Source organism: Shewanella sp. Shew256 (assembly GCF_002196695.1).
Lineage (GTDB): Bacteria > Pseudomonadota > Gammaproteobacteria > Enterobacterales > Shewanellaceae > Shewanella > Shewanella mangrovisoli.
In genome coordinates this window covers 148051-164916 of the sequence record NZ_NAJR01000008.1, presented here as the reverse complement: position 1 = coordinate 164916, position 16866 = coordinate 148051, and the positions used below count along the sequence as shown (strand labels likewise).

10 protein-coding genes are annotated in these 16866 nt (G+C 46.5%); 2 read left to right on the top strand and 8 right to left on the bottom strand.

Features of this window, described 5'->3' with window-relative positions; genetic code table 11:
* Positions 1–68 precede the first annotated feature (68 nt).
* From B5P39_RS15735 to B5P39_RS15710, 6 genes are all read right to left on the bottom strand, one after another.
* On the bottom strand, positions 69–1730 hold the full coding sequence (locus B5P39_RS15735; RefSeq protein ID WP_088212195.1) for a BatD family protein: 1662 nt from the start codon (positions 1728–1730) through the stop codon (positions 69–71).
* On the bottom strand, positions 1724–3787 hold the full coding sequence (locus B5P39_RS15730) for a VWA domain-containing protein (protein WP_088212194.1): 2064 nt from the start codon (positions 3785–3787) through the stop codon (positions 1724–1726). Before B5P39_RS15730 ends, B5P39_RS15735 begins: the two co-directional genes overlap by 7 nt.
* On the bottom strand, positions 3787–4803 hold the full coding sequence (locus B5P39_RS15725) for a vWA domain-containing protein (protein WP_088212193.1): 1017 nt from the start codon (positions 4801–4803) through the stop codon (positions 3787–3789). Before B5P39_RS15725 ends, B5P39_RS15730 begins: the two co-directional genes overlap by 1 nt.
* The gene (locus B5P39_RS15720) at positions 4797–5390 is read right to left on the bottom strand and encodes a DUF4381 domain-containing protein (RefSeq protein ID WP_088212192.1); all 594 of its coding nucleotides are present in this window, start codon (positions 5388–5390) and stop codon (positions 4797–4799) included. The genes B5P39_RS15725 and B5P39_RS15720 overlap by 7 nt, the downstream gene beginning before the upstream one ends.
* Positions 5391–5453: 63 nt before the next feature.
* Entirely contained in the window at positions 5454–6422 is a 969-nt protein-coding gene (locus B5P39_RS15715; protein ID WP_088212191.1) for a DUF58 domain-containing protein, read from the bottom strand.
* Between the two features lie 72 nt (positions 6423–6494).
* A complete protein-coding gene (locus B5P39_RS15710; protein ID WP_088212190.1) occupies positions 6495–7451 on the bottom strand; it encodes an AAA family ATPase in 957 nt (318 codons plus the stop codon).
* 274 nt (positions 7452–7725) lie between these two features.
* Between B5P39_RS15710 and fadI the strand changes: the two genes are divergently transcribed.
* Both fadI and fadJ read left to right on the top strand, forming a co-directional pair.
* Positions 7726–9036, top strand: coding sequence for an acetyl-CoA C-acyltransferase FadI (gene fadI / locus B5P39_RS15700; RefSeq protein WP_088212188.1), 1311 nt, complete (start codon positions 7726–7728; stop codon positions 9034–9036).
* 5 nt (positions 9037–9041) lie between these two features.
* Positions 9042–11171: a fatty acid oxidation complex subunit alpha FadJ gene (gene fadJ / locus B5P39_RS15695; RefSeq protein ID WP_088212221.1), complete on the top strand. Its 2130-nt coding sequence runs from the start codon at positions 9042–9044 to the stop codon at positions 11169–11171.
* Positions 11172–11915: 744 nt separating this feature from the next.
* Here the strand turns inward: fadJ and B5P39_RS15680 are convergent.
* Both B5P39_RS15680 and B5P39_RS15675 read right to left on the bottom strand, forming a co-directional pair.
* Positions 11916–12539, bottom strand: coding sequence for a hypothetical protein (locus B5P39_RS15680; RefSeq protein WP_425383218.1), 624 nt, complete (start codon positions 12537–12539; stop codon positions 11916–11918).
* Positions 12540–12603: 64 nt separating this feature from the next.
* Entirely contained in the window at positions 12604–16863 is a 4260-nt protein-coding gene (locus B5P39_RS15675; protein WP_088212187.1) for an EAL domain-containing protein, read from the bottom strand.
* Positions 16864–16866 lie beyond the last annotated feature (3 nt).

Sequence of the window (16866 nt, the reverse complement as noted above, 5' to 3'; positions counted from 1 at the left end):
TATTTTACGATTCAAAAGATTACACCTTACTTATTCGATTAAGCCGTGCGTCGATTTGTCCGTCGAGTTTAACCATTAGGATTCAACGGGCGTAATGGCGTGGATTGCTGCGCCATGGGGTGTAACTTGCCGCTTTTCACCGCGCTTAACAATGCTTTTACCGCGCTTGCCAGTTGGGCATCGCTATTGGCTTTACCGCCGTAGGCTAAGGCTTGCAACTGACGAATCGCCTCTGCTAACTCGCTCGACTGCGCGGCAATTTTATCGAGTGTCATAGGGCGAGCGGCCTGCTCACTACAGTATTGCTGCAATTGCTGCAAAATATCACTGACATTACCTTTAGCACAGGCTTGCTCTAACCCCTTAAGGCCAGTACTAAGAACGAGCGGTTGCGCTGTGACTTGTGTATTGACCGTTGCTTGGCGCTTAAGCGCGCGTCGCCAAGCGACAAAAGTGACGGCCCAAGCAACTAATGTCACCAGCCACAGCAGGGCGAACAGATTCGCGCTCCAATGACTTTCACTGTTCGTGCTGGTATTTGCCTGCCAGTTGGGTTCGATGGGGGTATCGACCACGGCGCCACCTTTTACTTGAATGGTGCGGGCGGGTAGGGTCGCTATTTCTTGGCGTTTAAGATGCGGATTCCACCAAGGCACTTTCACTTCGGGTAAGATAAAAGTGCCCGCCTTACTGGGGACTATGGCCGAGGTAATGCTGTACTGTGACACTATCTGCGCGTCGCGCACAAAGCTCTGGCGCTGGGGTTTTTCGGGATAGGATTTGAGCTCAGGCGGCAAGTTTTGCACGATATCCGGCAAGCTATTTTCATCGGCATTGGAGGCCAATAACGTAAGCGTGCGGGTGATGGGGCTACCGACGGTAAACTCTTTTACATCCTCAGGAAAACTTTCTTTTAAGGCCACTAAATCGGCCACAAGCCATTGGCCTTGGAAGCTCGTTGGCGCAGGTTCGACTTGAATGCTTAAGGAAGGCGCGCCAGCCTGCATTGGCCGGCTCTCGTTAAAGCCAAACATACCGCCACGGCGTTGGGATTCCACTAATACATCGCCAGAAAAGGTCGCGCCTTTGATGTTCACTTGGCCGGGTAAGTCGGGAATGATGCCATAGGTGCGCTCAATCACGCGGTAACGACGGCCTTCGATGATCTCTGAGCCGTCTTTGTCTTCGCCAATTTGCTTAATCTGCGCGCCTTCGATAACGGGGGCATTGAGCACACCGCGTTGCAGTTCGACCGCAAGATAAAGCTTTACTTTATAGGTGATAAGTTGGCCGACGTAGGCCTCATCGGTCGAGACTTTGGCATCGATAAACAGATTCTTGGCCTGCTCAGGTTGTGCGCCCGCTTCGACGACCTTGAGGGGGATTTCGGCGGAGCTGACGCCATCAATGCTAAAGGATGGAATCGTGAGTTGGCCCTTTTGCTTTGGGGCAAGCAGTACTTGCCAGCGGGTCTCTTTAACCGCATCGAAGTTCATTATCTGGGTGCTGCGACTCACACTGGTGCGACCCACGATGAAATCCTTAAGCAGGATAGAGGTATCGAGTTTACCCGTGTCGACTTCATCGTCAGCACTGACATTGAGCACAAAGTACTCTCCTTCCATCACCGGATTACGATCGACCGACGCCTCGAGTTTGCTCAGAGCAAAGGCGGGCTGAATGACCGCGATGTAAAGCGTGAGGAGGATAAAAAATTGTCTGATCACCACTGTTCGTTATCCCTTGATATTTGGCCATTTTGACGGCGTTTTTGATATTCGAGTTGCATCTTGTTACGCAACAACACCTGTGGATCTTCGCTCACGCCCCGCAGTGCTCGCTGCATTTCCGCGGGCAAAGGCTCGCTGTTGCTCGGCGGCGCTTCAACAGACTCAACAGCGGTGTCTGGGTTGTTATCCGCCTGTGACTGTTTCTCTTTATCCGCTTTTGACGCTACGGCCTGTTGCTGTTCTTGCTTGGCTTTGGACTTATCATCCTCGACCTGTGCCTGCATTTTGGCCTCGTTGCTGGCTGGATCTTCTTTATCTTCAGCATTGTTATCGGCGCGGTTTTGCTGATTGGCTTGTTGCTCGGCCTGCTGTTGTTCCTGCTGTGCATCTTGCTGTTCTTGCTTGGCTTTATCATCACTCGCTTGCTGTTTATCCTGTGCGTCTTGCTCAGGATTATTCTGCTCGGGTGAAGACTCTTGCTCCTGCGACGGTTTTTCGTCTGCTTGGTCAGGATTATTTTGCTGTTGGGACTGCTGCTCTTGAGACTGATCTTGAGCTTGGTCGTGTTGCGAGGATTGTTGCTCTCCCTGCTGCTGGTTTTGCCCCTGCTGCTGATCGTTCTGGTTCTGTCCCTGTTGGTTTTTATCGCCCTGAGACTGCTTATCTTGATTGTCAGCATTTTGCTGCGATTGTTGCTGGTTCAGCAATTTCTCTGCTAACTCAAGGTTGGCTTTGGCCTGTGGGAACTCGGGCTGCTTGTCGAGTGCGGCCTGATAACGCTCCTTGGCTTTATCGGGTTTGCCGAGTTGCATCAGCGCGTTGCCTTGGTTGTACAGGCCATTAGCAGAGCTATCTTGCTCAAAGCTTTTTAGCGCCTGTTCGTACTCGCCCGCCTTGTACTGCGCAGCGCCTTGCCATTGTGGCGTTTCGAATTGTTGAGCGGCATTGGCGTAATCCTCGGCTTGATAGGCCTGCATCGCCTGTTGCTCTTGGGTGTGCCAGAGCGAGTCCCATGCGCTGGCATGGGCATTCTGCGGCGCAGCACCGAGCACTAGGCCAGTCAATCCCATCAGTAGCCAGTTGGCGAGCATGCCTTGCCTAAAGCTCAGCAGGGTAGGGATGAGTAAGAGTAAGGTGAGGTAAGGGCCGAGATCCTGCCAGGTTTCCCCATCGAGATCCGTGGCCTTGGCATCGCCACTGTCGCTTAACCAATGTTGCAACTGCACTAGATCCTGACCATCGGCACGATTGGGGATCATGATGCCATTATGGTTATCGGCTAATTTTCGCAGTAAGCCAAAGTCGGTTTTGGCGACTACCACTTCATTGCTGCTGTCCCGCTGTAATTGGCCATCGGGTAAGCGGATTGGTGCGCCTTGGGGGCTACCAAATCCCATAATCGCGAGCCGATATTGGCTACCAGCTAAGGCTGAGTTAGCCTCATCGAATTGCCTCGGGGTAATGCCATCTGTCATCACAATAATATCACCCCGTAAGTGCCCGCCCTGTGCCAGTAGATTCTTGGCTTGGGTTAGGGCTGTCGCTAGGTTTGAGCCCAACACGGGCATAATCTCAGGGCTTAAGGTGGGCAATAAATTAAGCAGCGTGCCCGTGTCTCGAGTGAGCGGGCTTATAGTAAAGGCATCGCCAGCGAAGGCGATAAGGCCGGTTTCGCCTTCTTTTAAGCCGCGGAGCAAATCCGTCGCTCGAAACTTGGTTTGGGTTAAGCGGTTGGGCGCCAGATCGGTGGCAAACATGGAGATAGACATATCCATCACCAACACTCGACCTTGCTCGGCGGCAAAAACGGGCAAAATTTGCTTATTGAGGGCGGGGCCCGCTAAGGCCAAGGTGGCAATCACCCAAGTGAAAGCCAAGATATGCAGTGGTCGACGGGATTTTTGCGTGCCCTCTGTGACCAATATTTTGGCCAAATGTGGCGCAATATAGCGGTTCCAAGCACTGTTACTCTGGTGTTGACGCCATAGCCCCCACAGTATGATGGTGAGTGGCAACAGGGCGAGTAACCATTCTGGACGAATAAAATGTAGGCTCATTAACGAACATCCCCCCGTGGTGTTGCTGATGGAACAGGGTTTTTAGTCCGCGAAAACAGTGATAACTGACCCAAGGCTATCCAAATACTGGTGAGCAGCGCGAGGGCGAGTGGCCAATAGAATAGCTCCGCTTGAGGACGATAGCTGAGTTGATCGCGACTCACGGGCTCCAGTTTGTCAATTTCTTGATAAATCTGTTCCAGCTCTTGGCTATTACGGGCGCGGAAATAGCGGCCATGGGTAACATCGGCAATATGCTTGAGTTGGTTTTCATCGAGATCCATCGACGGATTGACGCGCTCACGACCAAACAGGGTACGTCTTTCCATGACATCGGCACCCACGCCCACGGTATAAATCGTCACTTTGCGATTAGCGGCGATTTGGGCTGCTTGCTCAGGATCGATATTACCGGCGTTATTTGATCCGTCAGTCAATAAAATCAATACTCTGTTACTCTCATCCATTTTGTCGAAGCGCTTGACCGCGAGCGCAATCGACTCGCCGATCGCCGTTTGTTTACCGACAAGGCCAATCTGCGCCTCCTTTAAAAACTGGGCGACAGAGCGTCTATCTTGGGTGAGTGGTGCCTGTAGATAGGCGTGATCGGCAAATAAAATCAAACCGATACGATCACCTTTGCGACGCTCAATAAACTCACTGACCACGTGTTGGATCAGGGTAAAACGGTCGACCACTTTGCCGTTAATCACCATATCTTCAATCTGCATACTGCCGGATAAATCCACCGCTAGCATCAGATCCCGCCCTTGGCTTGGCAGTTCAACCGGATCGCCGAGCCATTGTGGGCGGGCGATAGCAAGCACTAACAAGCTCCACATTAACCAATAACGTTTGCGGCTTTGGCGACTGTGGCTAGTGATATTGGCCTTGCCCGTTTGACTAATACCGGGCAATTGCAGGCGGCCACCTTCGGCTTGCACCGTTTGGCGACGCCAAAAAATAAAAGGTAAAGGCAGTAAAATCAATGCCAAAGGCCATGCGACTGTTAACATTGCTCCTCCGCAGGCTTAGCTGGAGTCGGTGTTATTGCTGCTGACGGCGTCGGGTTTTGGTTTGCAGCAGTGTGCATTATCGGTGCGCTTAATTTGGCTTTTGAGGCAAACCAGCTGCGGGCCAGGGCCTGTAACTCAAGGGCCTCCCCGGCGCTTAATGGTTTCGCTTGGTGGCGTTTATCTAATAAAGGCCCAATGCGGCCACGCTGCTTTGCGGGCAAATGGCTATCTAACCAAGTTGCCCACGCGGAGCCGTCGAGTTTCGCTATCACTTCCCTTGGCAGATAACTTAAGGCGGTGCGCTTTAACAGCTGATTCACGTCAGAGGGATACTGGTTCGAATGAGGATCAAGTGCTGAAAATAAACCTTGGGCGGCTTTTTTAGGCGCTAAGTAGGCGGCACGTTTTTTGAGCCAAAGAATCGCAGCAATCAACAAAACTAACAGTATAGCGAGTGCTAACCAATAACCTATGGCCCATGGCCAAGCCCCAATCGGGTCGGGGAGAATAATATCTTGTAAATCCGCCAAAGCGGGATTTGGCGTGGCAGCCTTATCCAAGGCTGGATTTAGAGTTTGTGGGTTCACGCTTTGGACTCACTTATGCTTTATGTTGCACTGTCTACTATTACTCACTTATTTGCCGTGCTGTTATTGCAGTAAGGCTAACTGCTGCGCGAGGGGTAAACCCGCGTCGATAAATTGGGTACGCACCTTTAGCTTTTGCATCATGGCGATAAAGTCATTCTGCTGCTGTTGTTGCTGCCCAAGCCATGCTTGATAACTGTCGCGAGTCAGCACTCGATCTTGGTCTCCTTCGCGAACGGGCAAACTAAACTGCTTGGGTAAGTTGAGGTTGCCCTGCCTGAGTGGGTCGGTCACCAGATAGGCGCCAATATCACAATGGCGCTTAAGTTCTGTCAGCGGCGCGATACATTGCGGCGTAAAATGGCTGCCATCTGTGATAATCCAAATCAATGAGCCCGGTTTCGCGATACGTTGCAAGCGCTGGCAGGCGCGCAGGATATGATCAGGATCCCGAGGATGACTGCCGAGCTGATTGAGTTGTTGCTCGTGCACTCGGCGCAATCCTGAAATGAGCTGCAATATCCCTTGGCGGCGACTGCGGGGTTTTAACTCTAGATGTTCAGATTCGCAGGCGATTAAGGCGCCGAGTCTGTCACCGTGGTTGATGGCATTCCAACCTAGCGTGGTCGCTAAATGCCCCGCTTGTACCGACTGTAATAATAAACTCGAGCCAAAATACAGGCTCTGGCTTAAATCGAGCAGTAACAGAATAGGGCGCTCGCGCTCTTCAATAAATAGCTTAGTGTGGGTTTGCCCAGTGCGGGCGGTCACGCGCCAGTCTATGGTGCGAACATCGTCGCCCTGTTGATAGTGACGCACTTCGGCAAATTCCATCCCGCGGCCTTTGATTAAACTGCTGCGATGCCCCGCCATATTGGCACGTGCTCGGCTGTGACGCTCAGGTATCGCCCGCGCAATCGTCTGGCAAGCGAGCAGTTCTTTCTCGGTTAAATGCAGCCCGTCGGCAAACAATGGCAAGCCATGTAGATTGCCATCACTGTGTTGGGATGCGTTTAGCGCACTGTTATTCATTCAAAGCTACTCATACAAAGCGATTCAGTTACCAAGGATTTATCAGCCAGTGTATTCAGACCAGCCATGCGATTAAGGGACGGCCACCTGAGTCAAAATATGGTTGACCACTTGGTCGCGGCTGACACCTTCGGCCTGCGCTTGATAACTCAGCAGCAGTCTGTGTCTTAACACATTGGGCGCAACGGCTTGAATATCCTCGGGAGAGACAAAATCGCGCTCGTGTAACCAGGCTCTGGCACGGGCGCAGCGCTCAAGCGAAATTGTCGCGCGAGGGCTCACACCGTACTCTAACCATTTTGCCAGCTCGTCACTGTAACGCGCGGGTTGGCGGGTCGCCATAATGATTTCGACTATGTATTTTTCTAGCGGTTCGGCGAGATAAATCTCCATCGCTTCGTCACGGGCGGCAAAAATATCGGCCTGGGCAATCGGCTCCGCAGTCGGCAACTCATGGGTGAGCGCTTCTTGACGGGATTGGCGCAGAATTTCGATTTCAGTGTCACCGCTTGGATAATCTAAATTCAGGTGCATTAAAAAGCGGTCGAGCTGGGCTTCTGGCAACGGATAAGTGCCTTCGTTTTCTAAGGGGTTTTGTGTTGCCATCACGAGGAAGAGCGGCGGCAACTTATAACTATTTTTCCCAACGGTCACTTGACCTTCTGCCATGGCCTCTAATAACGCCGACTGCACCTTAGCGGGGGCGCGGTTGATTTCATCGGCGAGGATCAGATTGTGGAAAATCGGGCCAGCCTCAAATTCAAAGGTGCCAGTTTGTGAGCGATAGATATCCGTACCCGTAAGGTCGGCGGGCAGCAGGTCAGGGGTAAATTGGATCCGGTGAAAATCCCCTTCCACACCGTCGCAGAGGGCTTTAACTGCACGGGTTTTAGCAAGACCTGGTGGGCCTTCTACTAATAAATGGCCATTGGCAATGAGGGCAATGAGCAGGTTTTCGGTCAAAACTGGCTGCCCTAAAACAACCTTATTGAGGTAAGTGCGTAATGCGTGGAAGCGACTCAAAGGCATGATGCTACTCGTTTTTTAGGTTGAAAATATCGATTGAAAATACGTGTGTGGGCTATAGACAACGAATATGGTAAAGAATTCCCTAAGGGTTTGGCTAGTGTTAAAAAAACAAACAGGTGTTTAAAACTTGCTGACAAGAAGTTAGAATCAGATCACACTTTAATGGTCAGACCTGTTATTGGGCTTTTTTTTGTGCCAAACAGCAGGGCAAACATGGAAATCGATAGCGCCGCCTGAAATCTCTCAGCGATAGCGCACATAAAGAGGGTGACAAATGAGTGATAGACAACAGGTAACTAACGCAAAGGGTGAGCGTATCGCCATTGTGGCTGGCTTAAGAACGCCATTTGCGAAACAGGCGACCGCATTCCACGGTGTGTCGGCGCTCGATATGGGCAAAATGGTCGTTAACGAGCTGCTGGCCCGTAGCGAACTGGATCCTAAATTGATTGAGCAACTGGTGTATGGCCAGGTGGTACAAATGCCAGCGGCACCCAACATTGCCCGTGAAATCGTGTTAGGAACTGGCATGGATGTGTCAACCGATGCCTACAGCGTGACCCGCGCCTGTGCGACCAGTTTTCAATCTGCGGTGAATGTGGCCGAGTCAATCATGAAGGGCAATATCGAGATTGGTATTGCCGGCGGCGCAGACTCCTCATCGGTATTGCCTATTGGCGTATCTAAAAAGCTTGCCCATGCCTTAGTCGATCTGAATAAAGCCCGCAGCTTTGGCCAAAAACTACAAATTTTCCGCCGTTTAGGCATTAAAGATTTATTGCCTGTGCCACCTGCCGTTGCTGAGTATTCTACGGGATTGTCCATGGGGCAAACCGCTGAACAAATGGCCAAGACGTATAATATCAGCCGTGCTGACCAAGATGAGCTGGCACACCGCTCCCACACGTTGGCGAGTGAAACGTGGGCTTCAGGTCACCTACGTGACGAAGTGATGGTGGCCCATGTTCCACCTTATAAACAGTTTATCGATCGCGATAATAACATTCGTGAAAACTCCGATTTAAGCTCTTACGCTAAACTGCGTCCTGCTTTCGATAGAAAACATGGCAGCGTGACAGCCGCTAACAGTACGCCGCTAACCGATGGTGCCTCCGCGATCATTTTGATGAGCGAAGGTCGTGCTAAAGCCTTAGGTTATCAACCTATTGGTTACATTAAGAGCTACGCATTTACCGCGATTGATGTCTGGCAAGACATGCTAATGGGGCCGTCCTATGCAACGCCATTGGCATTAAAACGCGCAGGCATGGAATTAGAAGATTTAACTCTTATCGAAATGCATGAAGCCTTTGCGGCACAAACCTTAGCCAACATGCAGATGTTTGCCTCAAAGAAATTTGCCGAAGAAAAACTAGGGCGTAATCGTGCCATTGGTGAAATCGATATGAGCAAATTTAACGTGCTCGGTGGCTCTTTAGCTTACGGTCATCCTTTTGCGGCCACAGGTACGCGTTTAATCACTCAGGTTTGTCGTGAGCTTAAACGTCGTGGTGGCGGAACGGGCCTGGCAACGGCCTGTGCTGCGGGTGGTTTAGGGGCTGCAATGATTGTGGAAGTGGAGTAATGGCGATGGAAAAGACATTTAATTTAACCCGCCGTGAAGACGGTATCGCCATTCTAACGATGGACGTACCCGGCGAAACCATGAATACCCTCAAGGCAGAGTTTGGCCCAGAGATCAGTGAGATCCTGTCTGAGATTAAAGGCGATAGCAGTATCCGTGGCCTAGTGCTGATTTCGGGTAAAAAAGATTCCTTCGTAGCAGGGGCGGATATTTCTATGCTCGACGCTTGCCAAACGGCCGGCGATGCGAAAGCCTTATCCCAACAAGGGCATGTGGTGTTTAACGAGTTAGAAGCCTTGAATATCCCTGTGGTTGCCGCGATACATGGCGCCTGTTTAGGGGGCGGTTTAGAGCTTGCACTCGCCTGCCATCAACGTGTCTGTAGTGATGATGGCAAGACCATGCTGGGCGTACCCGAAGTGCAACTCGGTTTATTACCCGGTGGCGGCGGTACTCAGCGTTTACCTCGTTTAGTGGGGATTACCACTGCGCTAGATATGATGTTGACGGGTAAGCAAATTCGCCCGAAACAAGCGTTAAAGATGGGCTTAGTTAACGATGTAGTACCACAGACGATTTTACTGCAAACCGCAGTGGAAATGGCGCTCGCGGGTAAACGCGCGGCGAAACCGGTTAAAAAATCGCTGGTTAATCAATTACTCGAAGGCACAGGGTTCGGTCGTAACATTATTTTCGATCAAGCCGCCAAGCAAGTCGCTAAGAAAACCCAAGGCAACTATCCTGCGCCGGCAAAAATTATTGATTGCGTGCGCCAAGGTATGGCGAAGGGAATGCAAAAAGGGCTTGAGGTGGAAGCCAGCCATTTTGCAGAGCTGGTGGTGTCGAAAGAATCTGAGGCGCTGCGCAGTATTTTCTTTGCCACTACAGAGATGAAGAAAGAAACTGGCGCCGAAGGGGCGACACCACGTAAAGTCAAAAAAGCCGTGATCTTAGGTGGCGGTTTGATGGGCGGTGGTATTGCTTCGGTCACGACGACTAAGGCTAAAATTCCTGCGCGGGTAAAAGACATTAACGAAAAGGGCTTAAGCAACGCGCTTTCTTACGCCTATAAGTTATTGGATAAAGGTGTTAAACGTCGTCATATGACGCCGGCCGTTCGCGACAATTTAATGGCACTGATGACAACGACGACCGAATATAAAGGCGTTAAGGACGCTGACATTGTTGTTGAAGCCGTATTTGAGGATTTAGCGCTTAAACATCAGATGGTTAAAGATATTGAGCGTGAATGCGGCGAGCACACGATTTTTGCATCTAACACCTCATCTTTACCCATTGGCCAAATTGCACAAGCGGCCAGCCGTCCTGAAAATGTGATTGGCTTACATTATTTCTCACCAGTAGAAAAAATGCCGCTGGTGGAAGTGATTGCCCATGCGAAAACGTCTCCTGAGACGATTGCTACCACAGTGGCCTTTGCTCGCAAACAGGGTAAAACGCCAATCGTGGTACAAGACGGTGCCGGTTTTTATGTTAACCGTATCCTCGCGCTGTATATGAACGAAGCAGCACAATTACTGCTGGAAGGCCAGAGTATTGAGCACTTAGACAAAGCCTTAGTGAAGTTCGGTTTCCCCGTTGGCCCTATCACTTTGCTCGATGAAGTGGGTATCGATGTCGGTGCTAAAATCGCTCCAATCCTTGAAAAAGAACTGGGCGAGCGCTTTAAAGCCCCAGCAGCCTTCGATAAGTTACTGAGCGATGATAGAAAAGGCCGTAAAAATGGCAAAGGTTTCTATCAATATGCTGCTGGCAATAAAGCGTCGAGCAAGAAGAAAGCCGTGGATGAAAGTGTTTACGCAGTACTTGGCATCAAGCCAGGTATGGACAAAGACTTAAGTGCTGTGGCCGAGCGTTGTGTGGTGCAAATGCTCAATGAAGCAGTACGTTGTTTAGATGACGGCATTATTGCTTCCCCGCGTGATGGTGATATTGGCGCCATTTTCGGTATTGGTTTCCCACCATTCTTAGGTGGCCCATTCCACTATATTGATACCCTAGGTGCCGATAACTTGGTCAACATACTGGAACGTTATCAAGCTCAATACGGCGACCGATTTGAGCCATGCCCACGTCTTAAGGCGATGGCGGCAGAAAAGGCTCGTTTCTTCTAAGTGCACAAATAGAGGCTGATTAAAAAAGCGGCAATATGATGCCGCTTTTTTATTGCCTCAAGGCTAATTTTTGCCTAAAAAATGTTCACATTTGTTTGAGTGATCTTGTATTATGGCGTCCCTATTTACGGCAGTTGTGCCGTGACACCGTCTGTGTAGATGTTGCTTAGTGCTGATAAATAGCCTCGCTCAGAGTCTATTTATATTGAGAACGGCTATTTTTTGATTTGCACATAATGGCTTAGCCGATAAAGAGGTTGCTGTGGGATTCATGTTTTATGTGGTTGTCGCCTTATCGGTGAGTTGTTCCTGGTGTTTTGGTGTTGCGGCTTTTAGAGTAGGACTTTCGGTAAGCTATTGGGCTGTAATGGGATTTATACTGGGGCCTTTAGCGTTTCCACTGTTTTCCTCCCATAAACGTATTGCGCTAAGCAGAATGCGCCGGACTTCTGACGCTAGTCTAACCGCTTAATGTTGATATGATTTGTCGTAAATGTGGCTAATAAAAAGGAGCATTTAGCTCCTTTTTTATTGACCTAGGCCACGCGCTAGCAAATGGCTCTAAGCTTTGCGAACGGTATATTTCCGCCTGAAGGTGAAATTAATTCCACCAACCCTTTGCAGGGATCACTTCAAGGTGGTTTAAGCCTTCTGGTAATTTCACTTTTTTACGAACAGGCTTTGCGAAACCAAGTGCTTTTTTGATTGAATTTAACATAGACACTCTCCTTCACCTGATTAATGTTATGCGATTTCTGTGTTAATGAACTTAACGCATGGATGTCCAGCGACTTCAAATGGCTTGAATTTAACTGCAGGATGTCCAGCGACTTCAAATGGCTTGAATTTGACTGCAGGATGTCCCGCAACTTCAACGGATTTAAATTTCACTGCAGGATGTCCAGCGACTTCAAATGGCTTGAATTTAACTGCAGGATGTCCCGCAACTTCAACGGATTTAAATTTCACTGCAGGATGTCCAGCGACTTCAAAGGGCTTGAATTTAACAGCTGGATGTCCTGCAACTTCAACTGATTTAAATTTCACTGCGGGATGTCCAGCGACTTCAAAGGGCTTGAATTTGACAGCAGGATGTCCGGCAACTTCAACAGATTTAAATTTGACAGCAGGATGTCCGGCAACTTCAACAGATTTGAATTTGACAGCAGGATGACCAGCTACTTCTGGATTAACGTCTTTAGTCGCTTCGGATGATACAACAGTTTGAGAAAGGCTTTTCTCTACAGTTGTTTCAATGGCGGCGGCTGTTGTTACAAAGCCGATTGTAGACAGTAATGCTGCTGCAGTTAGAATTCCTTTCATCATTTTATCTCTCAGGGTAGTTGATAATGTTTTATTTTTTGACACTGGACACCTTAATGCAGATGTTGTGCCAATGTATCAAACTACCGATTGAGAGATAATTTTATGATCAAATAATCTTGTGGTGGGGCATGAATTTACTCCGATCCTCTTGGAGCAACTGAGTAAATTCGGTTTCATTTATCGCTTTGCTAAAGATATAACCTTGTATTTCTTCGCAGTTAAGGGCCCGAAGGATATTTAGCTGCGCGGCTTGCTCTACACCTTCACCGACAACCGACAGACCCATATTGTGGGCGATGGTAATGATCGAATCGACCATCTTCAAATCCCGGTCTGATTTATCAATATCATCGACAAAGGCTTTATCGATTTTGAGCGTATGAATTGGGAACCGTTTTAAGTAAGAAAGCGAGGAATAACCCGTACCGAAGTCATCTAACGCTAGGCTCACTCCCATCTTAGCTAATTGCTGCATAACGGTTATAGCCATTTCTGGCTGCTTAATAACCGTCCCTTCAGTGATTTCAAGTTCCAGGTGAGAGGCCGGTAATTGCGTTAAGCGTAAAATAGATTCTATGCGTTGCTGTAGATCGGGTAGGGCAAACTGACGTGACGATAAATTGACGGCGACTCTTCCTTTGAAGAGCCCTTGTTCACGCCATTTCTGCGCCGCAAAACAGGCTTTTCTAAGTACAATTTCACCGATTTCAATAATAAGGCCATTTTCTTCCGCAAGGGGAATAAAATCATTCGGTGGGATCAGTCCACGGGTGGGATGATTTAAACGGACTAAGGCTTCCATCCCCGCGACGTGACCACTTTTAAGATCGACTTTGGGTTGATAATACACCTCAAATAAATCTTCTTTTAATCCTTCACGAATGAGGTTTTCAATTTCTAATTGTTTAATCGCGTGTTGGTTAAGTGATTCTGAGTAAAATTGGTAACAATTTCCGCCGGCAGATTTAGCATGATACATGGCAATATCGGCTTTTCTCAGAAGTGCCTGTTCACTTTGTTCATCCTCAGGGTAGAAAACAATACCAATACTCACGCCCAAAACCAGCTGCTCATTACCGATTTCAAACATGGTTTTAAAGGCTTCAATTACTCGTCCTGCAATAGCGGCACAGGCACTAATGTCAGATGTTTTATCGAGTACAATCGCAAACTCATCGCCACCTAGGCGATATATACTGGTGTTTTTAGGGAGAATAGACTTAATTCTGACGGACACTAGCTTGAGTAACTGATCACCAATTTGATGACCTAATGAGTCATTGATACGCTTAAAATTGTCGAGGTCGAGTACCATTAAGGCATGGGTAATTTCTTTATTAACCAAGTTTCCTAATGTGACTTGCAAGTTTGAGCGATTGGGCAGCCCCGTTAATAGGTCATTGTTGGTGAGTTTACGAAGTTCTTCTTCTTGCTGTTTACGTCTCGATATATCAGAAAATACCCCTACGTAATGCGATAATTCACCTAATTCATCGTAAATGGCGTCAATAGTCAGTTCCATATGGAAATGACTATTGTCACCACGGCTGGCTTCGACTTCGCTGGCCCAGCGACCTTGTTGTTTTAACATGGTACGAATTTGATTAGAAAAGGACTCCGGATACAAATCGAAGGTGAGCAGATTACCTATAAAATCAGTGCGATTACGCTGAGATATTCTACAGCACGCTTCGTTCACCTCAACAAATCGATATTCGCTGTCGAGAATAAACATACCTTCGGAAATATTTTCAATGGCTTTTTCGAACAGTTTTAATTGTTCTTCCTTTTGTTTGAATTGGCTGATGTTTTTAATTGTGCCCGTCATCCGCAGCGCATTGTCTTTATCATCTCTTTCTACAATTTTTGCTCGGTCTAAGATCCAGATCCAGCTATCATCTTTGCCTTTAACTCTGTATGCCGCTTCAAAATGATCGGTTTCACCGTAGAAGTGTTTGTTAAGCGCTTCCCTTACACGTTCTTGATCCATTGGATGAATATTACTCTCCTCATCACTATGACCAGAACGTTGACCATCCTTCGGAAATTCCAATGCTCCCCAAATATTTGAGCGGAAAATGTGACCCGTTTCTATATCCCAGTCCCACATTTCATCGCCGCTTCCCCATAAAGAAAGTTTTAAGCGTTCTTCGCTTAAAGCTATTTGCCGCTGAATTTCTCTTTTTCTTAATATTGCTTTAAATATAAAAACAGCGATGAACATTGATATAACAAAGTAAAATATTTTAGCTTGAGTTGAGGACCACCAAGGAGGTGTGATAATTACTGAAACTTCTTTTATTGCAGATTTTTTACCTGAAAGTGAATTGATAGCATATACTTGAAAATTGTATTTCCCAGGAGATAAATTCGTATATGTTGCTGAGTTGGTTCCATTTGCCGATATCCATGTATCAGAAAGACCATACATTCTATAGTTATAATTAGTGGATGAGTCTTCCGACATAGGGGAGATAAAGTTGAAGGAAAATGGATAATCTGAATACTTTAAGGTTATTTCGTTAATAGCTGAATTTTTGTTATTAAAGAAAGTGCTATCATTTTCTTGTGAAACATTAAACACAAGGAAATCAGATATTTCTGTTTGGCTTATTTCTTTGCTTTTAATATAGTTTATGACATTTTGGGGGTGTAAAATGCTGACACCGTTTATTCCAGCAAGTAAGACATAACCATTCACATCTATTGCACTTGGCGAATTGTATTCATACTGACTTCCGTTAGCAGTCTTTAAAGTATATGTTTTTTTGCTTTCTTTTTCATATATTACGACTTCACCTAATGATGCTGCGGTTATATAGTTTTCATCATTAATGATTGAATAAACTTCTTTTTTATTGGAGAATATCTTAGAAATGTTATTATCGCGCCTATCGAAAAACATTAAAGATGTAGATGTCCCAAAATAAATTCCATTATTTTCCTGCATTATACTGTATGTTATTTCCTCGCCTAAGCTGGATAATCGTCCATTATCATACTTTTTAAAACCACCCTGACCAGCTATATAGATCAAATCTCGTGAGTAAAATTCAATATCAAAAATCGGTTCGCTATTTTTCGTATCGATAACATCAATAATTTCAGTGTTATTGATGATTAACACCTTACCATCAGATGTTCCAGCTGTTATTATGGAGTTGTCACTATTACTAGACAATGAAGATATTGATTTGTCACTAATCATTGTTAAACTTTTCTCAGTCTTTAAAAATAATCCTGAATTAGTTCCAAAATAAAGACCTTCTTCATTTAATATTGCGTATTTGTATCCTTGGGTTTCAGTGTTAAATCTGTTTATTAGATTAAAGTTATTGTCGAAAAGGTCTATATTTTCTGATTCAGATGATACTATAAACCCTTGTGTGTTTTTTGTTAGATGCCATGTGTTGTTTTTCGATAAATCAGTTTGCTGTACTAAATTGTTAAGTTTTTTTACAATAACAAAGCCTTTGTCAATAGTGCCTAATATAAACATATCTTTCGTTACAACAAATGAAGATATTTTATCTACCTGGTCTGGAGGAAGAGTTCCTATTATGATGTTTTTTGAGATGTTAACAATTTTTCCGTTGGTGAATCCATAAATGGTATTATTGTACTTTGCGAGTTGAGAGAATGGTCGAGAGTCCGTTTTTACTATTTCGTTGCCATTATATTGATATAACCCATGGTTGAATGATATTGAAATTTCATTATCATTCGTTTCATCTAAATCTATTGTGCCATGAGCGATTTCTTTTAACTCATTATTTACTAACTTAAATAGTTTTCCTGAGTAATCTCTTATATAATAATTATCACCAACTTTTATAGCTTTTTTTATTTCACTTAATCCTTTACTGGACAGTTCGTATTTTTTTTCTTGGTTGCTTATATCGATAATGGATTTATCAGTACCAACTATGAGGCTGTTATTTTTTGAGTTGATACTCCAGACGGGAGTATTTTTTACTGATAGGCCATAAGGAGAAAATGAGTCTTGAAGTTTATCGTAAACAACTAGACCGCTGTCTGTTCCAACATATAACACTCCTTGATCATCAACGAGTAAACTTCTAATAAAAGAACTAGGAAGCCCTGTTCTGGCATCATTAGCATAAAAGTGCTTGAAGTTTTTTCCATCAAACCGATTGAGCCCATTAAAGGTTCCAATCCATAGATATCCATCGTGATCCTGAACTATCGACGTAACGGTACTTTGGGAAAGTCCTTCTGGCACACCATACGATTGCGACTGGAGAATAATAGGTGATTTATTTGAAAAGGGAGATGCGTTTACGTCTTCTAATGCAAGGATGCCAAAAAAAGCGATTAAGACGATTTTTAAGAGTATTTTCGGCATAGT